This window comes from Chryseobacterium amylolyticum (genome assembly GCF_051011775.1).
Classification (GTDB): domain Bacteria; phylum Bacteroidota; class Bacteroidia; order Flavobacteriales; family Weeksellaceae; genus Chryseobacterium.
In genome coordinates this window covers 337,222-362,258 of sequence record NZ_JBPCHX010000002.1, presented here as the reverse complement: position 1 = coordinate 362,258, position 25,037 = coordinate 337,222, and the positions used below count along the sequence as shown (strand labels likewise).

Annotated in this window: 23 protein-coding genes; 11 read left to right on the top strand and 12 right to left on the bottom strand. The window is 37.0% G+C overall.

Translation table 11 applies throughout. From position 1 onward, the window contains the following. Positions 1 to 40: 40 nt before the first annotated feature. Together ACR1PO_RS06775 and ACR1PO_RS06770 are read right to left on the bottom strand one after the other, a co-directional pair. Positions 41 to 898: a carboxypeptidase-like regulatory domain-containing protein gene (locus tag ACR1PO_RS06775; protein ID WP_433986273.1), complete on the bottom strand. Its 858-nt coding sequence runs from the start codon at positions 896 to 898 to the stop codon at positions 41 to 43. 142 nt (positions 899 to 1,040) lie between these two features. Beyond that, positions 1,041 to 1,553 (bottom strand): 5' nucleotidase, NT5C type, encoded by a 513-nt coding sequence (locus tag ACR1PO_RS06770; protein ID WP_433986272.1) that lies wholly within the window; start codon positions 1,551 to 1,553, stop codon positions 1,041 to 1,043. 209 nt (positions 1,554 to 1,762) lie between these two features. Here ACR1PO_RS06770 and ACR1PO_RS06765 point away from each other — a divergent pair, with 209 nt between their 5' ends. Next, positions 1,763 to 3,655, top strand: coding sequence for an ABC-F family ATP-binding cassette domain-containing protein (locus ACR1PO_RS06765; RefSeq protein WP_433986271.1), 1,893 nt, complete (start codon positions 1,763 to 1,765; stop codon positions 3,653 to 3,655). 109 nt (positions 3,656 to 3,764) lie between these two features. Here ACR1PO_RS06765 and ACR1PO_RS06760 read toward each other — a convergent pair whose 3' ends face one another. Then, the gene (locus ACR1PO_RS06760) at positions 3,765 to 4,820 is read right to left on the bottom strand and encodes a Gfo/Idh/MocA family oxidoreductase (RefSeq protein ID WP_433986270.1); all 1,056 of its coding nucleotides are present in this window, start codon (positions 4,818 to 4,820) and stop codon (positions 3,765 to 3,767) included. 183 nt (positions 4,821 to 5,003) lie between these two features. Here ACR1PO_RS06760 and ACR1PO_RS06755 point away from each other — a divergent pair, with 183 nt between their 5' ends. The 3 genes from ACR1PO_RS06755 (at position 5,004) to ACR1PO_RS06745 (ending at position 8,736) form a co-directional block, all read left to right on the top strand. After that, entirely contained in the window at positions 5,004 to 7,289 is a 2,286-nt protein-coding gene (locus ACR1PO_RS06755; RefSeq protein ID WP_433986269.1) for a TonB-dependent siderophore receptor, read from the top strand. An 89-nt stretch (positions 7,290 to 7,378) separates the two neighbouring features. Beyond that, positions 7,379 to 7,894, top strand: a complete 516-nt coding sequence (locus ACR1PO_RS06750) for a hypothetical protein (RefSeq protein ID WP_433986268.1) — start codon at positions 7,379 to 7,381, stop codon at positions 7,892 to 7,894. Between the two features lie 251 nt (positions 7,895 to 8,145). After that, the gene (locus ACR1PO_RS06745; RefSeq protein WP_332385281.1) at positions 8,146 to 8,736 is read left to right on the top strand and encodes a hypothetical protein; all 591 of its coding nucleotides are present in this window, start codon (positions 8,146 to 8,148) and stop codon (positions 8,734 to 8,736) included. A gap of 96 nt (positions 8,737 to 8,832) precedes the next feature. Here ACR1PO_RS06745 and ACR1PO_RS06740 read toward each other — a convergent pair whose 3' ends face one another. Continuing rightward, positions 8,833 to 9,468 (bottom strand): peroxiredoxin, encoded by a 636-nt coding sequence (locus tag ACR1PO_RS06740; protein ID WP_433986267.1) that lies wholly within the window; start codon positions 9,466 to 9,468, stop codon positions 8,833 to 8,835. 96 nt (positions 9,469 to 9,564) lie between these two features. Here ACR1PO_RS06740 and ACR1PO_RS06735 point away from each other — a divergent pair, with 96 nt between their 5' ends. Further along, positions 9,565 to 10,452 (top strand): mechanosensitive ion channel family protein, encoded by an 888-nt coding sequence (locus ACR1PO_RS06735; protein ID WP_332385279.1) that lies wholly within the window; start codon positions 9,565 to 9,567, stop codon positions 10,450 to 10,452. 213 nt (positions 10,453 to 10,665) lie between these two features. On the opposite strand, the gene ACR1PO_RS06730 is transcribed toward ACR1PO_RS06735, so the two are convergent. The 6 genes from ACR1PO_RS06730 to ACR1PO_RS06705 all read right to left on the bottom strand — a co-directional run bounded on the left by ACR1PO_RS06730 (position 10,666) and on the right by ACR1PO_RS06705 (position 16,786). Further along, positions 10,666 to 11,154 carry a hypothetical protein gene (locus ACR1PO_RS06730; protein WP_433986266.1) on the bottom strand — a complete coding sequence of 163 codons (489 nt, stop codon included), beginning with the start codon at positions 11,152 to 11,154 and terminating at the stop codon, positions 10,666 to 10,668. Positions 11,155 to 11,229: 75 nt separating this feature from the next. After that, positions 11,230 to 12,420: an ADP-forming succinate--CoA ligase subunit beta gene (gene sucC, locus ACR1PO_RS06725; protein WP_066697176.1), complete on the bottom strand. Its 1,191-nt coding sequence runs from the start codon at positions 12,418 to 12,420 to the stop codon at positions 11,230 to 11,232. Positions 12,421 to 12,551: 131 nt separating this feature from the next. Continuing rightward, complete coding sequence (locus tag ACR1PO_RS06720) at positions 12,552 to 13,829, bottom strand: chloride channel protein (protein WP_433986265.1); 1,278 nt, start codon at positions 13,827 to 13,829, stop codon at positions 12,552 to 12,554. A gap of 3 nt (positions 13,830 to 13,832) precedes the next feature. Then, positions 13,833 to 14,219: a DUF423 domain-containing protein gene (locus tag ACR1PO_RS06715; protein WP_433986264.1), complete on the bottom strand. Its 387-nt coding sequence runs from the start codon at positions 14,217 to 14,219 to the stop codon at positions 13,833 to 13,835. Position 14,220: 1 nt separating this feature from the next. Further along, positions 14,221 to 15,291, bottom strand: coding sequence for a hypothetical protein (locus tag ACR1PO_RS06710; protein WP_433986263.1), 1,071 nt, complete (start codon positions 15,289 to 15,291; stop codon positions 14,221 to 14,223). A 166-nt stretch (positions 15,292 to 15,457) separates the two neighbouring features. Then, positions 15,458 to 16,786, bottom strand: coding sequence for a hydroxymethylglutaryl-CoA reductase, degradative (locus tag ACR1PO_RS06705; protein ID WP_002976617.1), 1,329 nt, complete (start codon positions 16,784 to 16,786; stop codon positions 15,458 to 15,460). 156 nt (positions 16,787 to 16,942) lie between these two features. On the opposite strand from ACR1PO_RS06705, the gene ACR1PO_RS06700 reads away from it, so the two are divergent. After that, positions 16,943 to 18,202, top strand: coding sequence for a putative DNA modification/repair radical SAM protein (locus ACR1PO_RS06700; RefSeq protein WP_433986262.1), 1,260 nt, complete (start codon positions 16,943 to 16,945; stop codon positions 18,200 to 18,202). 18 nt (positions 18,203 to 18,220) lie between these two features. Further along, positions 18,221 to 18,979: a TIGR03915 family putative DNA repair protein gene (locus ACR1PO_RS06695; RefSeq protein ID WP_433986261.1), complete on the top strand. Its 759-nt coding sequence runs from the start codon at positions 18,221 to 18,223 to the stop codon at positions 18,977 to 18,979. A gap of 322 nt (positions 18,980 to 19,301) precedes the next feature. Here the strand turns inward: ACR1PO_RS06695 and ACR1PO_RS06690 are convergent, their stop codons facing one another. After that, positions 19,302 to 20,102 carry a DNA alkylation repair protein gene (locus ACR1PO_RS06690; protein ID WP_332385273.1) on the bottom strand — a complete coding sequence of 267 codons (801 nt, stop codon included), beginning with the start codon at positions 20,100 to 20,102 and terminating at the stop codon, positions 19,302 to 19,304. 95 nt (positions 20,103 to 20,197) lie between these two features. Here ACR1PO_RS06690 and ACR1PO_RS06685 point away from each other — a divergent pair, with 95 nt between their 5' ends. The 4 genes from ACR1PO_RS06685 (at position 20,198) to gap (ending at position 23,603) form a co-directional block, all read left to right on the top strand. Beyond that, complete coding sequence (locus tag ACR1PO_RS06685) at positions 20,198 to 20,539, top strand: winged helix-turn-helix transcriptional regulator (RefSeq protein WP_433986260.1); 342 nt, start codon at positions 20,198 to 20,200, stop codon at positions 20,537 to 20,539. Positions 20,540 to 20,617: 78 nt separating this feature from the next. Then, positions 20,618 to 21,496 carry a DUF4846 domain-containing protein gene (locus ACR1PO_RS06680; protein ID WP_433986259.1) on the top strand — a complete coding sequence of 293 codons (879 nt, stop codon included), beginning with the start codon at positions 20,618 to 20,620 and terminating at the stop codon, positions 21,494 to 21,496. 83 nt (positions 21,497 to 21,579) lie between these two features. After that, positions 21,580 to 22,566, top strand: coding sequence for a 6-phosphofructokinase (gene pfkA, locus ACR1PO_RS06675; RefSeq protein WP_374465273.1), 987 nt, complete (start codon positions 21,580 to 21,582; stop codon positions 22,564 to 22,566). Between the two features lie 32 nt (positions 22,567 to 22,598). Then, positions 22,599 to 23,603: a type I glyceraldehyde-3-phosphate dehydrogenase gene (gap, locus tag ACR1PO_RS06670; RefSeq protein ID WP_002976605.1), complete on the top strand. Its 1,005-nt coding sequence runs from the start codon at positions 22,599 to 22,601 to the stop codon at positions 23,601 to 23,603. Positions 23,604 to 23,715: 112 nt separating this feature from the next. Here gap and ACR1PO_RS06665 read toward each other — a convergent pair whose 3' ends face one another. After that, complete coding sequence (locus ACR1PO_RS06665; protein ID WP_433986258.1) at positions 23,716 to 25,035, bottom strand: hypothetical protein; 1,320 nt, start codon at positions 25,033 to 25,035, stop codon at positions 23,716 to 23,718. Positions 25,036 to 25,037: the final 2 nt, after the last annotated feature.

The following is a 25,037-nucleotide window of genomic DNA, read 5'->3' as shown; positions in this document are numbered from 1 at the left end:
TCTACTGGCAGTTGTCTTCAGCTGTTCAGGTGCATCAGCATTAATCATTTTCATTCTGATGATCGCTGCCGTTTTTATCCATCTTCACATCAATATTAATGGCTGGTGCGGCAATGGTCATTTTCTGCCAGTCACCATAAAACTCTCTTATAAACCCTGTTCTGAACAATGCCGCACTTATTTTAATCCTGCCGTCAAAAGCTTTTAAAAACTGTATGCCAATAAAGAATTTCCCCTGCACCCAAATATTACGATTGTTCACATCCAGTGTGTATGTTCCGTCTTTGATCATATCTTCAGTGAGCTCAACTGTAATTTCCTCTTCAAGAATATTCTTGTCCGGAAAACCGTTTTTTTCACTATAAATACTATATCTCATCAAAACAGGCTGTGCAGAGACATAACTGGCAATATTCAGATTGATATTTTTAATTTTTGATCTTTTTTTAGCATTGAATTCCAAGGCTGTTTCTCCAAGAAAACTCGTTTTATCAAATTCGGGATTGACTGAATAGATAACATTTTTTGTTTTGGTATTGACACCCCAGTTTTTATCTATCAGTTTTTTCGGCTTAATAGTAACCTCTTTAATATTTCTGGTTTTTTCTGTTAAGAATATTTTTTGCTGATGATGTTGTTTAAAACTCTGAACGGTTTCCTGGTAAAGATCATAGCCGGGCACCTCTATTTTTACGGTCTGCTGGGGATCAGCACTGGAAAGATCAATTGAAAAATTTCCTTTTTCATCAGAAATTGTACCTGTTGAAGTTTTTTCTATCCCAACTTTCACATAGGGAATCGGCTGATTTTCATTTTTAGCCATCACAGTTCCGGAAATAACCTGTGCTTTAAGGGCAATAACAGGAATAAGGAAAAATAAAGTATGGATTATTTTCATGTTAAAAGTTTGGCGCAAACTTATTTATTTTCAACATTCTGAACTCCCAATACTTTATTAAATTTAGTCTATATTTAGTTAAAATTATTTTAAAAATTTCCGAAATTTTCACCATAACTCTGAAAATAATTTCCCCCCAGATTTAAAGGATATTCATAATTTCTTCCCAGGAGTGAACCCTTTTGTAAGTTTTATTTTCGATCAGCTCATTATGAGGCTGGGTGAAGATTAATCTCTGACCAGAAAAATGGTCCAGGTTTTTAGGATAATCATCAATCATGACATCACCGGAAACCACTTTCTTACTTCCGCAAAGGACAATCTGTTCCCATGTAATGAATGGAAAATGTTCTGCGAGCCAGTCATACTTCTCTCTTAAGCTGTTGGGAAATTCCATTCCGGCCGACACAATATAAAGTTCATATTTATTGTTCAGATATTCCATTGCTTCACGGCTGCCTTTCATTACCGGTAAAGTTCTGAAAAAGCCCACTTCATTAACGTGTTTTTTGCCATTTGGAAAAGCTTCTATTTCCGGCCTTCCCACTAAATCACTGATATTAACTTCTCTTCCGGTATCTCTCTTTTCAAATTGCACCAACTGATGATACACATCTGCCATTACCCCATCCATGTCGACAATTACTTTTTTCATTACTTCAATCAGATTTTGTATTATTATTTTTTTTACGAACTATTTACATTGCAGCCAATCAAATTTACTGAATAGTTTTTTCAGTACTTCCCTCAGGTTTATTAAAAAATTATAAATATTGATTTATAAAAGAGGTTGCAGAAAATTTCAGGTACATTTTCGTATTTTTGCGGTTCAATTCAAAATTAAAATCAAACCATTAATTCCCAATGAATTACGTTTCTGTAGAAAATCTTACCAAATCTTACGGCATCAAGGTTTTGTTTAAAAACATTTCTTTTCATATCAATGAGGGAGATAAAATAGCTATTGTTGCCAAAAACGGAAGTGGAAAATCTACCCTTCTGAAAATATTAATGGGTAAAGAAATTGCAGACAGCGGAACTGCGATCATTAATAAAGATATCCAGGTGGTATTATTTGACCAGGAAATCGAGTATGACCCTAATCTCAGCATTGAGGAATTTATGATGACCCTCGATTCAGAGCCTATTCTGGCGCTTAAGAATTATCATCAATCACTCCATTCCACAGATAATGATTTTATTGAAAAGGCATTGGCTGATATGGAAGTTCATAAGGCCTGGGATCTGGAGAATGAAATGAAACAGATTCTTTCGCAGCTCAAAATTACCGATCTGGATGCCAAAATGGGAACCCTTTCCGGAGGGCAGATCAAACGTGTAGCTTTGGCTAAACTCTTAACAGAGACAAGAGCTGAGCACAGACATACACTCCTTATCATGGACGAACCTACCAACCACCTTGATGTGGACATGGTAGAATGGCTTGAAAATTACCTGAACAAAGCAAAAATAACCTTATTGCTTGTAACGCACGACCGATACTTCCTGGACAGCGTCTGTGATATTATCTGGGAGATGGAAGATCAGAATCTTTATGTTCACAACGGCTCGTATGCCACTTATCTTGAAAACAAGATGATTCGTGAGGAGAATCTTAATGCCACGATTGATAAGGCCAACAACCTTTACAGAAAGGAGCTGGAATGGATGCGGAGACAGCCAAAAGCCAGAACTACAAAATCAAAAAGCAGAATTGATGCATTCTACGAAACTGAAAAGGTAGCCAAAACAGATACCAGAAAAGACGGGCTGGAACTGGATTTTGAAATGAAACGTTTAGGAAATAAAATTCTTGAACTCAAGCATATTGATAAAAGCTTTGGTCCTAAAGTTCTTTTAAAAGATTTCAGCTATCAGTTTCAACGGGGAGAAAAAGTAGGAATCGTTGGAAAAAACGGCGCCGGAAAATCTACCTTGCTTAATATTATTCAGGGGTATGAAAAAGCTGATAAAGGAGAAATTGAAACAGGTGAAACAATTTCTTTCGGTTATTTTTCACAAAAAGGCCTTACCTATAAAGAGGATGAGCGCGTGATTGATTTCATCAGGGAAATTGCAGAGTTTTATCCTTTAGCCAATGGTAAAAGCTTATCTGCATCACAGTTCCTGAGATTGTTCTTATTTGATGACCAGACCCAATATTCCCCGATTTCAAAGCTTTCAGGAGGTGAAAAAAGAAGACTCCACCTGATGTATATTTTGTATCAGAATCCTAACTTCCTGATTTTTGATGAGCCTACGAATGATCTTGACCTTCCGACATTAACGGTTCTGGAAAACTTCCTTCAGCAGTTTCAGGGATCTTTGATTATTGTTTCCCACGACAGATATTTCATGGACAGAATTGTAGATCATGTTCTGGCATTTGAAGGAAATGGGAAAATCAGGGATTTTGTAGGAAATTTCTCAGAATACAGAGAAGCCAGAAGCCGTGAAGAAGCATTAGAAAAAAATATGGCTGCAAAGCCTGAACCAGTTAAAGAAACTGTTTCCACAGTGGAAAATACCGGACCTTCCAATACAAAACGAAAATTAACTTTCAAAGAGCAGAGGGAGCTGGAAACTATTGAAAAAGAAATGCCTGAACTGGAAGAACAGCGTACTAAAATTCTGGATCAGCTCAATAACGAAGCAGATTATGAGAAAATAGCCAAACTTTCTTCAGAACTGGAAACCGTTTCAGAAAAACTGGAGAACCATGAGATGAGATGGCTGGAGCTTCAGGAACTGCTTTAAGAATGATGAATGAGTTCAAAGGTTCAAGGTACAGGGTTTAAAGTAATCGGAATAGAAATTCTCACTCCCAAACTCTCCGACTCTCAAACTCTTTGAACTCATTCATCATTTATAATTTGATTATTCTTTCTTCTTTTGCGCTTTCCAGGGAAGCATCAATAATTTTCATATTCTGAATAACTTCTTTTCCCGGAGATGGCAAGTCATATCCGAACACCATATGTTCATAAATCTTCTGGTAATAATCCATATAATTTCCCGCTGTACTTGAGGTAAGAATTCTTTCTGTTTCAGAATCAGCATTCAGGTAGTTTAAAATTCCGTCCGGTGCATTCAAAGGCTGTGTCCATTCCTTTCCATATGTTGGAACAGCGCCTGCTACCAGTTCATTTTCCTGGTTATCGGTTCTTTCCTGCAGAAAGCTCCCTTTGTCTCCATGAATGGTGTATGCATAATGACCTTCTTTACTGAAAACAGAAGATTTCAGTCTTATTCTCAGATCGTTTTTGTAGAATAAAAGGATCTCAAAATAATCATTGGCAAATTCTTTTCCTTTCATAGAAAATACATCTGCAAAAAGTTTTTCAGGATATCCAAAATACTGTACAGCCTGATCTACAAGATGTGCTCCCAGATCATGAAGCGATCCAGCTCCCAGCTGATCAGGGCTTTCTTTATGCTGTTTTCCGCTGGGAGTGGTACGGAACCTGTCAAAACGGATCTCAACCTCTTTAATGTTTCCTAATTTCCCTTCATCCAACACTTTTTGAACCTGTAAAAAATCACGGTCAAACCTTCTGTTTTGATATACGCTCAGGAACAATCCTTTTTCTTCAGCCAGATTTACCAGTTCTTCCGCTTCAGAAACATTTACTGTAAAAGGCTTTTCCACAATAATGTTTTTGCCCGCCTCCAACGCTTTTTTGGCATACTCATAATGGGTCTGAACGGGAGTATTGATAATCACCAGTTCTATATCTGCCTGCTGAAGCATTTCTTCCACAGAACGGTAAATTGTTGCTTCCGGATACTTCTCCTTCGACTCTTCCTTACTTCTTTCTACCACCGCAGAAATAAAAAATCCCGGATGCTCCTTTAAAAACGGTGCATGGAAAACTTTTCCACTCATTCCAAAGGCACAAAGCCCTGCTTTTACCAATTGCATATTATAATTTTTAACAAATATATTCATAAAAAGTTCTCTATTCCCTGATCTAAAAAGGGTATAGAAATAATCCATCTCATGAGCGCTAAAAAAATATGATTTAAATCATAAAATTATTTTTATCTATTCTAAACAAATACTTACATTTGCGGCTTATTTAAAACTGTTCTACATAAAAATAAAATGAAAAGACAATTACTTTCTTTAGGTCTTCTATTTATCGCTGTTTCGGCAAGTTCACAGCTGAAAAACGCTGAAGCAGACACTATCAGAACTCAAACCATTGAGGATATCAATCTTCATAAAACAGGAAATCCCAACCAGGCAAGGCCATTATCGACAAAGTCAAATCTGACGGTAATGGAAAATCCACAGCCAATTGCTATTGTTACGCACGAAATTATTGAGCAGCAGCAGGCAAAACAGTTGAGTGATGTTCTTCAGAATGTCAATGGATTGTATATCACTTCATCCAGAGGAAATTCTCAGGATAGCTTTGGTGGCCGTGGCTTCATTTTAGGAAATGATAATATTTTTAAAAACGGTTCAAGAGTGAACAGCGGTGTCTTCCCTGAAGTAAGCGGTCTGGAAAGAGTAGAAGTTTTAAAGGGGGCGAATGCCATGCTTTTTGGTAATACTGCAGCTGGTGGTGTTATCAATATGATTACAAAAAAACCTAAATTCAATTTTGGTGGAAGCATCGGTCTGAATGGAGGAAGCTGGAATTCTTATAAACCAACGGTTGATATTTATGGCCCATTATCTAAAAATATTGCTTTCAGAGTAAACGGAGCCTATGAGCATGCAGAAAGCTTCAGAGATGTTGTAGAATCAGAGAAGTATTATTTCAATCCTTCATTCCTTTTCAATTTAAGTCCAAAATCACAATTGATTGTGGAAGCGGATTACCTTAAAACTAATTTCACTCCCGATTTCGGGCTTGGGTCTATTACTGAAAAAGACCAAAGTTACAGATTGAATGATGCCACTTCAAGAAACACTTTCTTCGGTACTGATTGGCAATATCAAAATGTACAGCAAGCTTCTACGAATGTAACTTTTAATCATCAATTTAACGAAAGATGGTCTTTAAATGCGATTGCTTCTTACCAAAACTATACGAAAGATTATTTTTCTTCTGAAAGAGTGCAATGGATATATGACACCAAAGATGCCACTGTAGATCCTAACAGATTATCCTGGAAAAGACCTTTTGGCAAAACTTATAACGAACAAAATTATACTTCAGCACAAGTTAACATCAACGGAGAGTTCAATACAGGAAAAATCAACCACAAAGTTTTAATTGGTGCAGATGCTGATTACAGCCAGGCAGATGCATATGCTTATACTGTTACAGCACCAAAAAATCTTCTGTATCTAGATGATCCTTCAACATGGGGAAGTATTGATATGCCAAATTCTACTCTTAGTACAAGAAACAGAATCAATACAAGAAGAATCGGGATCTATGCACAGGATTTTATCAGTTTAACAAAACAATTAAAAGTGATAGCAGGGCTAAGATGGTCTTATATAGAAAATATGCCTACGCTGACAACCCGCTTTACATTAAATGATAAAATTGAAGTAGCTAATTCTTCAACGTCTGACAATGCGTTTTCTCCGAAAGTTGGTTTGGTGTATGCTCCCAATGAAAACCTTTCAGTATTTGCAACTTATACAAATTCTTTCGCAGCAAATGCCGGATATACTTCAGATCAATTTGGAACAGTAAATACCAATCAACCTGTTACAGATGTTCAAAATCAGTTAACTACCTTATCAAGACAAAGCATAAAGCCTTCAACGGTTGATCAATACGAAATTGGTGTTAAAAAGAATTTCTGGAACAATGCTTTAGCTGTTAACTTAACGGCTTACCAGATTATGTACAACAACTATTATCAAACATACTGGTTCGCTTCTGCTCCAAACGGAGCACCTGTAAATTCAACAGATGCCAATCTTAAAGAATTTGCAGGAAATATGAGAAGCCGGGGTGTAGAATTAGACATCACGGGAAATCCTACAGAAAACTTATCTATCATCGGAGGTTTTTCTTATAATAACTCCGTTTATATTGATACTCCTGAAAAAGGATATGTTGAAAAGCAAAGACTGGTAAGAACACCAGCTACAACAGCAAATGCTTCGGTTTTCTATAAATTTACAAACTATCTAAAAGGGTTAAAAATCGGAGCCGGAATCTATTATATTGGAGACAGAATAGCCGGATGGAATGATACAAAATCAACAAACACAAGTAGAAACAACGTGAGCAGAATGTTTGATCTGAAAGATTATACCACTGTTTCACTTTCAGTAGGATATGAATGGAAAAAATTCTCAATCCAGGGGAAAGTTGGAAACCTGTTTGATGTTGTAAATTACAATGTTCACGAGAATTATTCAGTGAATCCGATCACTCCAAGAAACTACTATTTCACGTTGACATACAGACTCTAGAATTTATATAGTAATTTTTTCATGAAAGTGGAAATTGCATTTGTTGCAGTTTCCACTTTTGAAATTTTAAAATAAAAACAAAACAAGATATGGATAAGATTAAAGATACAAGAAGCTTTATGAGAGTTACACACCGCTATCTGGGTTATTTCCTTGCGGGAATTATGGCTGTATACTCAATAAGTGGAATCCTTCTGGTATACAGAGACACCGACTTCCTGAAAAGTGAAAAGAAATATGAAAAAAACATCGCAGCCAATCTTTCTGAAAAAGAACTGAAAAAGGAACTTAAGATGAAAGGCCTGGAAGTTGAAAAAACAGAAGGAAGTATCCTTTATTTTAAGCAGGGAACCTACGACAGTGCAACCGGAAAAGCAAAGTACACCAAAAAAGAATTACCATTCGTGTTAGACAAAATGGTTTCTCTTCACAAATCTCAATCCAAAGATGCCATATCGCCCCTGAGTGTATTCTTCGGAGTTTCACTTTTCTTTTTCGTGATCTCAAGTTTCTGGATGTTTAATCCCAAGACAAAGGCATTCAAACGCGGAATCAGGTTTACCATTGCCGGACTTATTATTTCTTTAATTCTTCTATTTATTTAATAATAAGAAACTAATGCGTTTATACAATTAATGATCCGCCACCCATTCTTATCATTTTCATTTTAAAAACCTTATTTTATTATCTTTATGATTGTAACATTTTCAATTAATATGTTAAAAAGATAAAATATATCTTCCTGACAATGTTAACGTTTATTTAGAAAAATTACGTAAAATTAAGAGTATGGCACATTTATTGTTTTTTCTATAATTCGTGAATAATAAACATTTAATTATTAAAATAATAAATTATGAAAAGACTTATTTTAACAGGGATATTAGCTGTAGCAGGTTTAACAGCAACTGCAAACGCTCAGATTCAGAAAGGTAATTGGATGGTAGGGGGGAACCTTGCAGGGGCTAATTTTGGTTTAAATGAAGGAGCAGGGTATGACTTCTCTATTCAGCCAAAAGGAGCATATTTCATCGAAGATAATATTGCAGTTGGGGGATATGTAGATTTAGGCTTCAAAGGAGCTAAGGATGCACCCACTACTTTTACATATAATGTAGGAGCATTAGGGCGTTACTATCTTAACCCGGGAGAACAGGGAGTAAACAACCTGCTGCACCACGGAAGATGGTTCTTTGAAGGTAATGTAGGTGTTGGAGGTATGTCAATCTCTAAAGGAGGTTCTTCTTCTAATGGTCTTAACTTTGGATTCGGACCTGGTTATTCTTACTTCATCACTCCAAACATCGGATTGGAAGGTTTAGTAAAATATGACGCTAACGCAGGATTCGGAAGCGGAGGATATACTAACAAAATTACTTTTGGTTTAGGTTTCCAGATCTATCTTCCAACGTCTAAAGCTAAGCAGATTATCAACGACGTTAAGTAATCACTGAAATACTTATAAAAAAATGAAAGTGCCCCGGGAAAATTTCCGGGGCGCTTTTCGTACAAATTAAAACTAAACTATAAAAAATCAAATAAATCATGTATTGGGTTGAGGGGTGTATCGCAAATACGGTTTTATTTCCGTTACCCCTTTCGGGAATATTTTTCGTGCTTCTTCTGTTGAGATGGTGGGAGGAACAATTACATCTTCCCCGTATTCCCAGTTTACGGGTGTTGCCACACGGTAATTGTCTACCAATTGTAAAGAATCCAGCACTCTAAGGATTTCTTCAAAATTTCTTCCTGTAGAGGCCGGATAGGTAATAATCAGTCTTACTTTTTTGGAAGGGTCAATAATCAGAAGAGAGCGTACAGTAGCTGTAGCCGAAGCATTGGGATGGATAAAATCATACAGCTCCGAAACTTTTTTGTCTTTGTCTGCAATAATAGGAAACTGCACATGGGTATTCTGGGTTTCATTAATATCTTTTACCCAATTCTGATGATCTTCCACCCCATCCACACTCAGGGCAATGACCCTAGTATTTCTGGCTTCAAATTCAGACTTCAGCTTTGCCGTATATCCCAGTTCTGTAGTGCATACCGGGGTATAATCTGCCGGATGTGAAAACAGAATGCCCCAGGAATCTCCCAGATAATTATAAAAATTAATATCACCTACAGATGACTCTGCCTGAAAGTTGGGTGCTGTATCTCCTAATTTAATTGACATAATATTCCGTTTTTATAGTCTACAAATTTAGTAGACTTTTTGGAACTGGCAAATTTTTTGATGAAAATTTATATATTTAAATAAAAATTTGTATCCATGGAGAAAACCGGACTCAGGTATGTAGATGTTGTTTATAAGGTATTGGAAAATTGGTATATGACCTTTGCCGAGCTAACCCCGAAGCTGATTGTCGGAATTCTGGTATTTACCTTTTTCCTTATCAGCAGTAAATATTTAAGCAAAGGAGCCGTAAAATTATTTCATAAATTTTTCCCGAAAAGTCAGAAAGAGAGTTCATTGGTTACACTGATCAGTATTTTCAGATTTCTGATTATGCTGATGGGGACTTTTATTTCTCTCGAAATTATGGGCTTCAGTGGCTTTCTGTGGAAATTTATCGGAAGTTTGGGAGTGGCCGGGGTTATTGCCGGGGTTGCACTGAAAGATCTTGTTTCAAGTATTTTCTCGGGGATGCTGATAGGAATTGATAAAGCATTTAAAGTAGGAGATTATATTACCATTGGAACCCATTCCGGCACAGTTCAGGAAATTGGCTTTTTAACCACGAAGATTCTTACCGATGACGGAAAGAAAGCTTATATCCCTAACCAGGTAGTTTTTAATGCTCCGTTTTACAACATTACAGCTTCCCCGCAGCGCAGGATTATTTTAAATTTTGAGATTCCTGCTGATGAAGACATTACTAAGGCTCAGAAGGGAATTCTTGATGTAGTAAAAAATCTTGACAATGTGGATAAATTAGATACTGCAGAAGTAATCTTCACAGACCTTAAACAAGGTGCATTTAATCTTCAGGTGAAATTCTGGATAAAAGTAGGGGCCAATCTCGCACAAGTGAGAAGTAAGGCTTATCTGGATATCAAGGAACGGTTTGACACAGACAAAATCCAGCTGGTAACCCCAACCAGTATCAGCATTACAAGTGGAGAAACCAATTTACCCGAAAACCATCAGGATAAGTAACAAACAGATAAAATAAAACCACCTCAAAACCGGGGTGGTTTTTTATGATGATTGCTAAGAAAAAACCTAACAGGTTTTAAAAACCTGTTAGGTTTAAGCCGTATCCAATGAGTTGAAGCAGCATTTTGTCAGTAATGCCGCAAGAATTTATATTAAAAAAATCGTGTATCTGTAATAAAAAGCCGTCAACTCTCCCAGTCCTTTTTTAATAAATTATTTTGCAGTGTGATTAGGAATTATGGCGCTATCTTTCTTAGGAATTTTAGCAACTGTATCATTGTCTATAATCGCCTTCCCCATAACATAGTCTTTGTTAGCAACACTAGAATCTTCTTCTATAATATCTACAAATCCAGTTGTCATACAAACCTCTTCTTTGGGTTTTGAACAGCCCATTAAAAATAAAACTAAAGAAAATAATGTGAGTAATATTTTATTATTCTGAAAATAAGAGGGAATATACTTAAAGAAGCGTTCCTTCAATTTTTCAGACTGATCAGGTATTTTCAACTGATGATTATAAAATCTTCCACAGATCTGCTTCCCCTTCTCCTCCGCTATAATTTGTAGAATCTCCTGAGGTTGTTTTTGAGTAAAATCAATAACACATTTATTACAGGCGGAGCAAAACCTTCCTTTTTCCTGTGGAGACATAGATTCCCAATCTTCAGAGCATGGTTCCGGAATATATAAGTTCTTCATGAATACTGTTTCTTGTTCCCATTAAAAAACCGTTCCAAAATTGGAACGGTTTCTATTTTATTTGAAAATTTCAGATTACGCTAAAACTTCTTTTACTTTGTTTGCAGCTTCTTCTAAAGTAATTGCAGAGTGAACCGGAAGACCAGATTCATCAATTAATTTTTTAGCTTCTACAGCATTAGTTCCCTGCAATCTTACGATCAATGGAACCGGAAGGCTTCCCATAGCTTTGTAAGCGTCTACAACCCCTTGAGCAACTCTGTCACATCTTACGATACCTCCAAAGATATTGATTAGGATTGCTTTTACGTTCGGATCTCTTAAGATGATTCCGAAAGCAGTCTGTACTCTCTGAGCATCTGCAGTACCTCCTACATCAAGGAAGTTAGCAGGGTTACCACCTGATAATTTGATGATATCCATAGTTGCCATAGCAAGACCTGCACCGTTTACCATACAAGCAACGTTACCATCCAATTTTACGAAGTTAAGACCAGCTTCACCAGCTTCTACATCCATTGGATCTTCTTCTCTTGTATCTCTTAATTCTGCTAAGTCTTTGTGACGGAATAATGAGTTGTCATCTAAAGTTACTTTAGCATCTACAGCGATAATTTTGTTATCGGAAGTCTTCAACACCGGGTTGATTTCGAAAAGAGATGCATCAATACCTGTATAAGCATTGTAAAGAGAACCGATGAATTTTACGAATTCTTTAAAAGCATTCCCTTCAAGACCTAGGTTGAAAGCAATTTTTCTGGCCTGGAACCCTTGAAGGCCTAAAGCAGGATCAATGATTTCTTTGTGGATCAAATGAGGTGTTACTTCTGCAACATGCTCAATATCCATACCTCCTTCAGTAGAATATACGATTGTATTTTTCCCCTCAGCTCTATCTAAAAGAATAGAAACATAAAATTCTTTAGTTTCTGACTCACCTGGATAATATACATCCTCTGCAACCAAAACAGAATTTACTTTTTTACCTTCAGCAGAAGTTTGTGGAGTTACCAACTGCATTCCGATGATGTTCTGAGCGTTTTCTTTAAGTTTATCCATGTTTGGAGAGAACTTTACACCACCACCTTTACCACGACCACCTGCGTGGATCTGAGCTTTTACTACCCACCCTTGAGCGCCAGTTTCAGCAGTTAGTTTTTCTGCAGCAGCTACAGCTTCGTCTACGTTGTTTGCAACGAAACCACGTTGGATAGCCACTCCGTACTTTGATAAAATCTCTTTTGATTGATACTCGTGAAGATTCATATTATTTTTATTATTTTATTTAAAAATTTAAAGGTTGACAAATTTACTAAAAAGACACGGAAGTTCAAGTTTATTGACTTAAAATTTAAAGACTGGCTGACTTGATTTTTAACATATCCTTCGATTTCCCCTTATTCTTCCGCTAATTTCTCAGACTGAGACCCTATGAACGGAATTTTCGGAGCCAGAAAATATCCTGTAAGACTGGCAAACAATATCGGTACGAAATAAGTAAATCCGGTCAAGGTTCCCAGAATAATGGTCGTGCTCATAGGTGTTCTCGTCACACATGCATTGATGGCAGCCATGCAGCTCACAATCGCCAGTGTGGTATCTACTGCGGGAAATAAACCGTGAATGATTAATCCCAATGTTGTTCCTACAAAAAACAAAGGAATAATAAATCCTCCCCTCCATCCGGAAGTTACTGTAATGGCAATAGCCAGTATTTTAAAAACCAGAACCAGGATTAAAAAATTCAGTCCGAAGTTTCCACTGATCAGCTGATTGATCTCGTTGTGTCCAAAATATCTTGTAATGGGAAAATTATAGGCAATGATTCCTAAAATAATTCCTCCTGCCAATGTTTTCATGTAAATCGGGAATTTTCTGTACTCAAAAACTTTTTTGAAAAATTTAACTACAAAAATGAAGATCCATCCGAATAAGGTACCCACAATTCCGAACAAAACAGCATACAGAAAATCAAATACACCTGTGTAATGATACGCTTTCAGATCCCATGTTGCCCCAATTCCCAGATGGATAATCAATGCAAACATCAGATAGCTGAAACAGCTTGCTACCAAAGCCGGAATAATGGCTTTATAATATTCTACCGCATGTTTGTGATGTAAAATTTCCAGGGAAAAAAGACTTCCTCCAAGCGGTGCACCAAATAATGCGGTAAAACCGGACGCCATCCCGGCAATACTTAATGACCTCAGCTCCTCACCTTTCAGTCTGAAAATTTTCCCCAGCCATGTTCCCGTAGATCCGGTAACCTGTACTAAAGGAGCTTCCGGCCCCAAACTTCCCCCTGATGCCACACAAAAAAGTGATGAAAGAATCATGGATGGATTGTTTTTCGGATCCAGCTTTCCTTTATTAAATCTGATATTATTAACAATCAGATGAATTTCTCCCGGATCCCCGATAAAGTGGATTACCAGTCCTGCCAGCAATCCGCAGACAGCCATGGTTGGAATGACTTCCCACCCTTGAAATTCTGCCAGAAATTCCGTAAAATATTCCAGTATGATCCAATATCCGCCGGCAATGACACCGCCTACCAGACCTGTAACAGCCCACATAAAAAAAGTCCGGCTGAATACAAACGGATTGAATCTGATAGGTTGATCTAAGAGATTGAACGTTCGTATTAACCGTCTTCTTCTATTAATTTTCATTCGCTAAATTCTGTTTTTAGTAAAATAAAAAATAAGCATTCCCCAGCTTAAGATCATCATCAGGCCTCCAAGGGGAGTAATAGGCCCTAAGAATTTGAGATTCATTCCCAGATAATCCTGCATGCTCAGAAAATAAATGCTTACAGAGAATAAAAATGTTCCTGCAATCATCAAAATGGATGTCCACTTTTCAGCTGAGGTTTCAAACTTTAAAATATATCCGATGATCAGCAGGAAAAAAGCAGCATACATCTGATATCTTACTCCTGTTTCAAAACTTTCAAGTCTTTCCACAGCCAATATTTTCTTTAAAGCATGTGCTCCGAATGCACCCAGGATCACAGACACCATTCCGTAGACTGCTCCAAAAACTAATGTGATTGTTTTCATTTTATAACTCTTCTAATTCTAAGGTTAAATATTTTTTTGTTTTATAATCCTGCCAGGTTCCGATGATTTTCTTTCCTTGCAAATCAGCCTCTACTAATGCTTTGAAAATCCACTGGTGGGCTTCTTCACTGTAATAATCGTTTTCTATGATAGAGATATGGTTTCCTTTTATATTTCCGCCCCACTCAATCAGCTTTTTATTTTTATCATACCAGTATTTTGCAGAAAAAGAGCCGTCATCATATACCTGATCGATCAAAACGGTGATGGAATACTTTCCGTCAATCTTTCCTTTATATAATTTATTATTGATACTGGTTATATCTGTTTTTTCAGAACCTGAAATTAAATTTTTTGCATAAGGACTCCAGTAATTTTCTAACGCTCTGTAAGTGAATTCTATCTCATGACTGTCCAGCTCATCCAGTGCTCTCATGGCATGATTGGAACATCTTCCGGCAACAAAAGTCAGTTTATCTTTTCCAAAGAAATATTTGACACTTCCCAAAGTATGCTCTGTAAAACAATCTTCGTAAAGCGCAATCTGATCTTCAGTTTCTTCTGCAGGATTTTTTTCAGCTTTCAGCCTGGCAAGGAAATCAGAAATTCTTTTCTTTATCCTTTTCTGAATGATCCCTTCGATAATTTTCACTGAACCGGGCTGAAACAAATCTGCAGCATTGATAAAGTTTCCTGTTCTGAGGTCAAAATTCTTCCAGTCTGCAAATTCTTCCGGATAAGCTCCCGATGCTTCACCATGAATACCTATTGTCAAGATATTTTCAGGAGTTTCCAATTTCTCCCAATCATAAAAATAAAGGTAGTTGGAATAAGAATTGGTTGCTGTAGAAGCCAATTTAAAAGGATTCCCACCGGAATCCGGAACATATTCCAGCTCACTGACCTGAAGAAATGTATTGATCTTATTGGCAGCAATCGGATTTTCCGGATAAGTAACCACGGGAAACACAAAATTTTCAGATTTTGGCTGCAGATCATTGATCTTTAAATTTTTCTGCTGCGAAAAACTTAAACCGGAAATCAATAAGAAAAATACAATGCTCTTTTTCACTATTTTGATTTTATGTACATTAAAATAAACTTGGCAACCAGAGTAGAAATTCCCAGGATGATAAACATGTTGGCAAATTTCTTGGAACTTCTGAAACCTTCATTATTTGTTTTCTTCAGAAAAAAGCCAAAGAGAAGGAATATAATAGGCAAAATGATCTGTAACATTAGTTTCCTCTCATTCTGTTAAACTCGTTGATTACCTCATGATGGCTTACTGTCTTGTCTTTAAAATACGTCACAAAGTGCTGCTTTTCTTCTTCGGTAGCACCCAGTTGGTTCAGGATATTCAATAAATGCATTTTCATATGTCCTTTCTGGATTCCTGTGGTTACCAGAGAACGTAATGCACCGAAGTTCTGTGCAAGCCCCGAAACTGCCAGGATGCTCATCAATTCCTGTGCAGAAGGCTTACCAAGAAGTGCCAGCGAGAATTTTACCAGCGGATGAAGATTCGTAAGCCCTCCCACGACTCCAACAGAAATTGGCAAATCTATCCAGAATCTGAATACTCCGTTATCTGTTGTACAGTGAGTCAGGGATCTGTATTGTCCGTCTCTCGCAGCATAGGTATGCGCACAGGCTTCCGTTGCCCTGAAATCATTTCCTGTAGCAATTACTACAGCATCTACCCCGTTCATGATTCCTTTATTGTGAGTTGTGGCACGGTAAGGTTCAATTTCTGCAATGGTAACAGCCTGCTTGAATTTAGAAGCAAATTCTTCAGGGGAAATTCCGCTGTCATCTTTTAAATCTTCCATTTTACATGAAACCTCAGCTCTCACGATACAGTCAGGAGTGAAATTAGAAAGGATATTCATCACGATCTGCAGTGAATTCTTTTCTTCCTGAGTAAAATCTTCACTTGTGGCTACTTCCTGTCTCAATGTTTTTCCGAACTGTTCAAGACATGAGTTGATAAAATTGGCCCCCATTGAATCTACCGTATCAAAGCTTGCTTTCAGCTGGTAATAGTTGGGCATTTCTGCTGTTTTATCCACCAGGCTGATATTTAAAATACCACCGCCGCGTTTTCTCATATTGGCTGTGATATCTTCAGTGGCTTCAAATAGTTTTTTCTTCAAACTGAAATTAAAGAAATGTAACAGTTTATGAGGTTCTACATTAAAAATAAAATGGGTATGCCCCAGCTTTTCAGTATTGATAATGGTTGTCTTAAACCCCCCTTTATCGATCCAGAATTTCGCAGCTTTGGAAGCGGCCGCTACCACTGAACTTTCCTCAACAGCCATTGGAAGTGCCAACAGTTTTCCATCGATTAAAAAGTTTGGAGCAATTCCGTAAGGCATATAGAAATTGGAGATGGTATTTTCAGAAAATTCTTCGTGAAGCTTCTGAAGATCTGCATCATCATTCCAGTATTGTTGTAATATATTTTGATATTCCTGGTTTCCTTCAAGATATTCGTTTACGAGCCAGTCGATTTTCCCCTGCTTTGGAAGCTTGGAAAAACCTTCGATTGGTTTATGATTCATGATATAAACTTTAATGAGCCGTAAATATAATGATTTTGAGGCTCTTTTTTGTTGATAACTTCTATGAAAAAAGGTTGACTTTTATCAATTTTGGAACTAAATTTGAACAGAATTTGAAATTAAATTGATACAAATAATATCAAAAAAACCGAAAGAATGAATTTTGACCGCCTTAAAGAAAAGCTCGAAATCCTTGCCGATGCAGCGAAATATGACGTTTCCTGCTCATCAAGCGGAGGCACGAGAAAAAATAAAAAAGGGGCTTTGGGCGATAGTTCCGCAAGCGGTATTTGCCATACCTATACGGAAGACGGAAGATGTGTATCCCTGCTTAAAATTCTGTTGACCAACCATTGCATCTACGATTGTGCTTACTGTGTTTCCAGAAGTTCGAATGATATCAAAAGAGCTGCTTTTACCGTAGAGGAAGTGGTAGATCTTACCATTAATTTTTACCGCAGGAATTATATTGAAGGTCTATTTCTGAGTTCAGGAATTTTCAAGAATGCAGATACAACGATGGAGCGTCTGGTAAGAGTGGCCAAAAAGCTGCGTCTCGAAGAAAATTTCAACGGTTATATCCATTTAAAATCTATTCCGGGAGCCAGTGATGATCTGATGCAGGAAGCAGCTTTGTACGCAGACCGGCTATCCGTCAACATTGAAATTCCTACGGAGAGCGGATTAAAATTGCTGGCGCCTGAAAAGAGCAGACAGGATATGATCAGCCCGATGCGCTATATTCAGAAAGGAATCAGTCAGTATCAGGATGAAAAAAAAGTCCTGAAGAAAGTTCCAAAGTTTGCCCCTGCCGGACAGTCTACACAGATGATCGTGGGTGCAACCAATGAAAATGACCTGCAGATCATCAAAGTTGCCGATCATTTTTATAAAAATTTTAATCTGAAAAGAGTGTATTATTCAGGCTATGTCCCGGTTCTGGAAGATCAAAGGTTACCTTCTTTAACCACCGAAGTACCCATGCTTCGCGAAAACAGGCTCTATCAGTCTGACTGGCTGATGAGATTTTACGGTTTTAAAGCGGAAGAAATTCTGGATCCGAATATTCCTTTCCTTGACCTGGAAGTAGATCCGAAACTGAGCTGGGCATTGCGAAACTTAGATCAGTTCCCGGTGAATCTTCAGACCGCTGAATATCATACGATTTTAAGAATTCCCGGAATTGGTGTTAAAACAGCTCAGAAAATTATAAGTGCCAGACGTTTTCAGATTTTAACAATGGATCATTTGAAAAAACTTGGAGCGGCTGTCAACCGGGCAAAATATTTTATAGATTTTTCTGCGGGCAATGCTTACCTGAAATATTTAACGGATAAAAACTTCAGAAAGCTGCTGATTGGTGGAAGCTCTTCCAAGTTTCACAATCAGTTTTCACAGCAATTAACATTGTTTTAAACACAAAATTACAAATACATGACAACCCTACTCTACGACGGAAGTTTTGACGGTCTTTTCACTGCTATATTTGAAGTTTTTGAATATCGGTATAAAGATGTGGAAATCGTAAGCAGAGAAAGGTTTCATCAGGAAAATATTTTTGCTGACATTCATGAAGTCATTACCCAAACGGATAAATCTGAAAGGGTTCTCTATAAACTGGAGCAGAATATCGGGAAACAGGGTATCTATCAACTTTTAAAAGTTTTCCTCTCTGAAGTTCAGAATCTGGAAAAGCTCATCTTATCTGCAGTAAGGCAATCTGTCAGACATCAAGAAAACAATATTCTGGAGAACTTTGCCGATCCTGATATTTTAAAAATTTCAAAAATCTGCAAATCTGTGGATCGGGAAAGACACAGAATGACAGCTTTTGTACGCTTTGAAAAAATGCATGATGATGTTTATTTCTCCAAAATTGATCCTGATTTTAATGTTCTTCCTCTGATCAGAAAACACTTTCATAACCGATACCAGGACCAGAAATGGATGATCTATGACCTTAGGAGAAACTATGGACTCCTTTATGATCTTAATGATTGTGAGTTTTTCTATCCTGACGAAAAAATTGATTTAAATAATTATCAGCAAAAATTCCATGATGAAGAAAAAAGTTATCAGGTACTCTGGCAGCGATATTTTACCAAAACCAATATTGTTGAGCGAAAAAATATGAAACTCCATATGCAGCACGTCCCGAAAAGATACTGGAAATACCTGACTGAAAAATGGTAACTAAATTCCATATTGTGGATAACTTTTTATTCCGGTGAAAAAAGATTGTATTTCAAGCATTTTTTACAAGCATATTCATTAACGTGTTAATTTATTGGCAGGTAGAATCCACATTAATAGAAAACTCATATTGTGGATAACTTTTTTCAGTTAACATACAGTTAATATTGAAAATATTTCAATCGGGCTTTTTGTGTAAAAATTGCGTAAATAAAGCCACTCCCAAAGAAAAAGGAGATAAAAAAAAGGGATGTAAGCGTCTATAAATCTGCAATCTGTAAAACAAAACAGCAGTTTCCCATTTCAATTTTGTGGATAACTCTTATTTTTTTATCGTTCTTAAAGCCTTTTTAACGATATACTGGGTTTCCTTTGTCTGGCTTTCCCGAAGCCATTCATCACAGATTTCTATGACAAACTCCGGTTGTGACTTACTGGCATCATTCAGCCAATTGCCGACGCTATCCTGCACATACCGGGAAGAATCTGATCGTAAGGGTTCTAGAATTTCCAATCCCAGTCCCGGGTTTTGTTTCAAAGCGTTAATGTGTTCACACCATACTCCCCTTGGTCTTGTGGATTCACTGGCAAAGCGTCTTACATTTTCATTGTCATGTATTGTCCACTTTGATAAAAGAGATAAGCTTTCCTCAAGATTTCCGGCGATGTCCGGACGTACTGCCATCCAGCAGATTTCTCTTACTCCGAAATGAGAGTCTGAAGCGAATGACTGAATTTTATCTAATTTTTCTTTAAGTTTTAAATCATTATTTCTTCCAATGGTATACGCTGCCCAGCAACGTACAAGGTCTGCAGGATGAGTTGAAAGCTTCAGCAGAAATTCATCATCTTTATTTTTTACAGCAAGATTAAGTAAACCAATTCCTATTGTTTCATTAATCGAATTGACGGTTTGTTTTTTCAGCTGGTTTACATCATCTAAAACCGGTTTCAAATATTCTTTGCGTTCATTCTGTAAAAGCAGATTTTCCAGCAGCAGCCTTTGATCTACAGCCAGCCATTCTGTAAGATTGGCGGTTTCAATTTCTCCTCTGTTCAGCCGATCCAGAATAACCGGCGGAATATCTTTGATGGAGCGGGCCCCTTTCCTTTTTTCTGTCATACTATTTTAATGGTTATCTTTACAAAAGTCTGAAAGTGAGCGGAGAAAAACAATACCGCATATTTTTCACCCATAGGGATAAAAAAGTCAATTTTATGGAAACAAAGGGAAGAGCTGAAGAAAATAAAATCTGTCCGTTGGAAGTCGCCGTCAATACCATCAGTGGAAAATGGAAAATTCCCATTGTCTGGCAGATTAATGAAGGAAAAAAACGCCCAAGTGAATTTCTGCGCGGCATTGCTAAAGTAGACCGGAGAGTTCTCAATCAGCAGTTGACGGAAATGGTAGATGACGGTATTTTAACTAAAAAATCTTTTAATGAACTTCCTCCGAGGGTTGAATATACTTTGACGGAACTGGGCGAAAAGCTGGTGAAGATTCTCTGGCAGCTGAATGATTGGGGTACGTTACTGATTCCGGAAAAAGAAGAAGTATAGCAGGTTTTAAATATGTTTTCAAAATCTTTATTTGTTGGTACGTGGAAAAAAAAAGATATTTGTGTTAACTAAAAACGCATGAAAAAAGTTATTACAGGAATTACAGTTATTCTCATTTTCACAGGCTGTACAAAAGAAAAATTATCAGACCGTTTACTGCCTGAACCGGATAAGAATGAGCATTTAATTGCAGAAAATGCTTTAAAAATCAATAAGAATAAAAATACCATCCGTGGAAGATTTTCTCCACCCGAAGGCTATGAATGGGTTACAGAAAAACCTGGCTCTTTCGGATATTTTATTGAAAATTTTAAGCTGAAACCTTATGGCAGCCGGATCTTAAAATATGACGGGACTCCGGTTTCTACCCAGCATCTTCACGAAGCTGTTTTTGATATTGATACCGGAAATAAAGACCTTCAGCAATGCGCTGATGCAGCTATCCGCATGAGAGCTGAATATCTTTATAAAGCAAAAAAGTTTGACGAAATTAAATTTCATTTTACCAGCGGTGACCTTTTCAGCTGGAATGATTATAAAAACGGAACAAGAGCTTTTATCAGTGGGAATTCGGTAAGCTTTAGAAAAACTGCTGCTTTTGATGATTCTTATAAGAGTTTCAGAAACTATCTGGAGCTGATTTTTAATTATGCCGGAACAATTTCATTACATAAAGAGACAAAGCCCGTAACAAAAAATTCTGATCTTAAAACGGGAGATATTCTGATCACGCCCGGCAGTCCGGGACATATTGTTTTCATTTCAGGAGTCTGCCGGAATCAGGAAGGAAAAAGACTGTACCTGTTAAGTGAAGGATTCACACCGGCACAATCCGTTCATGTGATTTCAAATCCATTTAATGCCTATTTTACGCCCTGGTATGATCTTGACATCCATGCTCCTGAAACAAAAACGGCAAGATATTTTTTTAAACCTACAAACTTCAGAAGCTTTTAATAATTTATATTCAAAACTATTGGAAAGTTACTACGATAATCTGAACTTGTTTTTGTAAATTTGTGTTCGAAATTTTTTACTTGATGAAAGAGAGTGCTGTAAAAAAGATTGCAGTTCTTACTTCAGGAGGTGACTCTCCGGGTATGAATGCGGCGTTAAGAGCGGTAGTAAGAACCGCCAATTACTATAATATCGAATGCTACGGAGTGAGGGAAGGTTACAACGGCCTTATCAACAATGATTTCCTGAAAATGGGAGCCCGTTCCGTAAAAAATATAATCAACCAGGGTGGAACAATTCTAAAGTCTGCCAGATCTGCTGAGTTCAGAACTAAAGAAGGCCGTCAGAAAGCTTACGACAACTGCGTAAAGTTAGGAATTGACGGATTGGTATGCATCGGCGGAGACGGAACATTTACCGGTGCCAAAATCTTCAATGAAGAATTCGGAATCAGGGTAATTGGTATTCCGGGAACCATCGACAATGATATTTTCGGTACGGACAATACTATCGGTTACGATACGGCTTTGAATACTGCCATGGATGCTATTGACAAGATCCGTGATACCGCAACTTCCCACAACAGGGTTTTCTTTGTAGAGGTAATGGGTCGTGATGCCGGTTTCATTGCTTTAAACAGTGGATTGGCTGCCGGAGCGCTGGATATTTTAATTCCTGAAAAAAAAGACAGTATCGATGAGCTTTTCGCGAAATTCAGAAATGCTGAAAAAACAGGAAAAGCATCGAGCATTGTAGTGGTAGCTGAAGGCGAAAAACTAGCCAACGTATATGAACTGGCTGAAAAAACAAAGCAGACATTCCCTGATTATGACATTCGTGTAGCTATTCTGGGACATATGCAGAGAGGAGGCTCTCCAAGCTGTGCAGACAGAGTTCTGGCAAGCCGTCTGGGATATGGAGCTGTAACAGGGCTAATGGAAGGACAAACCAATGTAATGGCAGGAATGCGTTCTAATGATCTGACGTATACCCCGATTGAAGAAGCCATTAAAAAACATAATGAAATCAATAAAGATCTTTTACTGATTTCAGAAATTTTAGCAATCTAATTATTTTTATAATCTAATAAAAACAAACTATTATGTCAACAATCAAAGTAGGTATCAACGGTTTTGGTAGAATTGGACGTCTTGTTTTCAGAGCAATGACTGAAAGAGACAACATTGAAGTTGTAGGAATCAATGACCTAATCAATGCAGAATACATGGCTTACATGTTAAAATATGACTCTGTACACGGTATTTTCCCAGGTGAAGTTTCTGTAGAAGGAAATGATCTTGTTGTAAACGGGAAGAGAATCAGAGTAACTGCTGAAAAAGATCCAAGCAACCTAAAATGGAATGAAATCGGTGCAGACTACGTAGTGGAATCTACAGGTTTATTCCTTGATAAAGACAGCGCGGCAAAACACCTTGCTGCAGGTGCTAAGAAAGTAATCCTTTCTGCTCCTTCTAAAGATGACACTCCAATGTTCGTAATGGGGGTAAACCACAAGGAACTTACTGATGATATCAAAATCTTATCAAACGCTTCTTGTACTACAAACTGTTTAGCTCCTTTAGCTAAAGTAATCCACGATAACTTCGGAATCGTAGAAGGTTTAATGACCACTGTACACGCTACAACAGCTACTCAGAAAACTGTTGACGGTCCTTCAATGAAAGACTGGAGAGGTGGTAGAGCTGCTCTGAACAACATCATCCCTTCTTCTACAGGTGCTGCTAAAGCAGTAGGAAAAGTAATTCCTTCACTAAACGGAAAATTAACAGGTATGTCTTTCAGAGTACCAACTGTTGACGTTTCTGTAGTAGATTTAACAGTGAGAATTGAAAAAGCGGCTTCTTATGAAGAAATCTGTTCAGTAATCAAAGCTGCTTCTGAAGGTGAATTGAAAGGTATCCTAGGTTATACTGAAGATGCAGTAGTATCTCAGGACTTCGTAGGAGATAAGAGAACTTCTATCTTCGACAAAGACGCTGGTATCATGCTTTCTCCTAACTTTGTGAAGCTTGTTTCCTGGTATGACAACGAAATGGGTTACTCTAACAAGTTAGTAGATATGCTTGTACACGCTGCTTCTTTATAATCAGTAATGAGCGATAAGCAATGAGTAATATAAAACCTTCCCGATGGGAAGGTTTTTATCATTTTATATTTAGCAGAGGGTATCAATTAAGATAAACCTTCCATTAAAAAGCTTAATCGGTTTTCCCGGTACCTTTCTCAAGATCATTATTGAAGTTGAGCCCCCAACGTAACCCAAGTGTAGTAACCAGATCATTCTGATTTTCAAAGTTTTTTCCAAAACCTCCGATAAGGCTTACATTATCACTGATTTTATACATGATACTTCCTACACTTCTGTAATCTTCAAAATCACCGAACCTACGGATATATTCATAAGCTACACTTAATCTGTTAAATTCAAAATTCACTTTACCGCCAAGATCATAAAAAGAATTTTTATCATAATCATTAGCATCTTTATTGTAGTGCATTCTGTCAATAAGAAATCTGTTAAGAATATAAAGTTTAAGATAATTCTTCTGCTCTTCTTTATCAGGACTATCTAAATTAATATTCCAATTCATCGTGAGCCATGTTCCAAATCTCCCGAAGCCACCTGAAGAAAATCTATCTTTATCAAAAAAATGATTGTATGCACCAGCGAAGTCAATAGAAAATATAGGTTTAGACTCTGACAAATTATTTACGAATTTTTGAAACGCTTTCATTTTGGTTATATTCATTTCACTAAATGTTTTCCGATCAAATAACGAGATACTAATCTTTGTTTTAAGACCTTTATACAAATTAATAATATTCGTTCTGTTGACATTGAAACTTTCTTCATCCTTTGCTAAGCCATCTATATCCTTGATGAGATCGTTTAGAGCTTCCTTTTCTAACGAAGATGCCTTAAGTTGTAATTTTATACTAGTATAATTATCGTTAAAATCACTATACACTGTTTTGCTTGTTATGTCAATGACATTTTTGCTGATTACAGAGCGTTCTTTTATAACCAATTCATTAAGCTTAGTATATTCAGCATCATTAAGATTATTCAGGTCAGCTACTTTCTCATCAATTAAATCAACATCTGCCTTGTATTTTTTATTCATCACTCTGAATAAATTGGTTCGATAACCCACTGACAGGTTTTGGATACTATCATTCCTCACAAAAGCCATTGATATAGACTGGTTGTGAACAAATCCTGAGTGCATCTCATCTCTAAAATATTTTTCCACAGTGGTATTTCTTTTAAAAATCCAGTAGGGATTAAATTCTACTCCATAATTTTGAGGAAGCCCATTATCTTTAAAAGAATTAATAATTGAAAGTCCAAATTCTTTTATGGTTTTTGGAGCTTCAATTGAAGTGACATTCTGATCTAATAATACGACAGCAGGAGTCGTAGGAATATCTAAATTCTCTAGCTTAACGGTGTTATTTATCTGAGAAAAAGTTCTCAGATAAATAACACAGAATACGAATATCAGTTTTGCTTTCATGG

Excerpts from the sequence above, each read along its gene's own strand:
- ACR1PO_RS06775 (WP_433986273.1), bottom strand. The coding sequence starts at position 898 with ATGAAAATAATCCATACTTTATTTTTCCTTATTCCTGTTATTGCCCTT.
- ACR1PO_RS06770 (WP_433986272.1), bottom strand. The coding sequence starts at position 1,553 with ATGAAAAAAGTAATTGTCGACATGGATGGGGTAATGGCAGATGTGTAT.
- ACR1PO_RS06765 (WP_433986271.1), top strand. The coding sequence starts at position 1,763 with ATGAATTACGTTTCTGTAGAAAATCTTACCAAATCTTACGGCATCAAG.
- ACR1PO_RS06760 (WP_433986270.1), bottom strand. The coding sequence starts at position 4,820 with ATGCAATTGGTAAAAGCAGGGCTTTGTGCCTTTGGAATGAGTGGAAAA.
- ACR1PO_RS06755 (WP_433986269.1), top strand. The coding sequence starts at position 5,004 with ATGAAAAGACAATTACTTTCTTTAGGTCTTCTATTTATCGCTGTTTCG.
- ACR1PO_RS06750 (WP_433986268.1), top strand. The coding sequence starts at position 7,379 with ATGGATAAGATTAAAGATACAAGAAGCTTTATGAGAGTTACACACCGC.
- ACR1PO_RS06745 (WP_332385281.1), top strand. The coding sequence starts at position 8,146 with ATGAAAAGACTTATTTTAACAGGGATATTAGCTGTAGCAGGTTTAACA.
- ACR1PO_RS06740 (WP_433986267.1), bottom strand. The coding sequence starts at position 9,468 with ATGTCAATTAAATTAGGAGATACAGCACCCAACTTTCAGGCAGAGTCA.
- ACR1PO_RS06735 (WP_332385279.1), top strand. The coding sequence starts at position 9,565 with ATGGAGAAAACCGGACTCAGGTATGTAGATGTTGTTTATAAGGTATTG.
- ACR1PO_RS06730 (WP_433986266.1), bottom strand. The coding sequence starts at position 11,154 with ATGAAGAACTTATATATTCCGGAACCATGCTCTGAAGATTGGGAATCT.
- sucC (WP_066697176.1), bottom strand. The coding sequence starts at position 12,420 with ATGAATCTTCACGAGTATCAATCAAAAGAGATTTTATCAAAGTACGGA.
- ACR1PO_RS06720 (WP_433986265.1), bottom strand. The coding sequence starts at position 13,829 with ATGAAAATTAATAGAAGAAGACGGTTAATACGAACGTTCAATCTCTTA.
- ACR1PO_RS06715 (WP_433986264.1), bottom strand. The coding sequence starts at position 14,219 with ATGAAAACAATCACATTAGTTTTTGGAGCAGTCTACGGAATGGTGTCT.
- ACR1PO_RS06705 (WP_002976617.1), bottom strand. The coding sequence starts at position 16,786 with ATGAATCATAAACCAATCGAAGGTTTTTCCAAGCTTCCAAAGCAGGGG.
- ACR1PO_RS06700 (WP_433986262.1), top strand. The coding sequence starts at position 16,943 with ATGAATTTTGACCGCCTTAAAGAAAAGCTCGAAATCCTTGCCGATGCA.
- ACR1PO_RS06695 (WP_433986261.1), top strand. The coding sequence starts at position 18,221 with ATGACAACCCTACTCTACGACGGAAGTTTTGACGGTCTTTTCACTGCT.
- ACR1PO_RS06690 (WP_332385273.1), bottom strand. The coding sequence starts at position 20,102 with ATGACAGAAAAAAGGAAAGGGGCCCGCTCCATCAAAGATATTCCGCCG.
- ACR1PO_RS06685 (WP_433986260.1), top strand. The coding sequence starts at position 20,198 with ATGGAAACAAAGGGAAGAGCTGAAGAAAATAAAATCTGTCCGTTGGAA.
- ACR1PO_RS06680 (WP_433986259.1), top strand. The coding sequence starts at position 20,618 with ATGAAAAAAGTTATTACAGGAATTACAGTTATTCTCATTTTCACAGGC.
- pfkA (WP_374465273.1), top strand. The coding sequence starts at position 21,580 with ATGAAAGAGAGTGCTGTAAAAAAGATTGCAGTTCTTACTTCAGGAGGT.
- gap (WP_002976605.1), top strand. The coding sequence starts at position 22,599 with ATGTCAACAATCAAAGTAGGTATCAACGGTTTTGGTAGAATTGGACGT.
- ACR1PO_RS06665 (WP_433986258.1), bottom strand. The coding sequence starts at position 25,035 with ATGAAAGCAAAACTGATATTCGTATTCTGTGTTATTTATCTGAGAACT.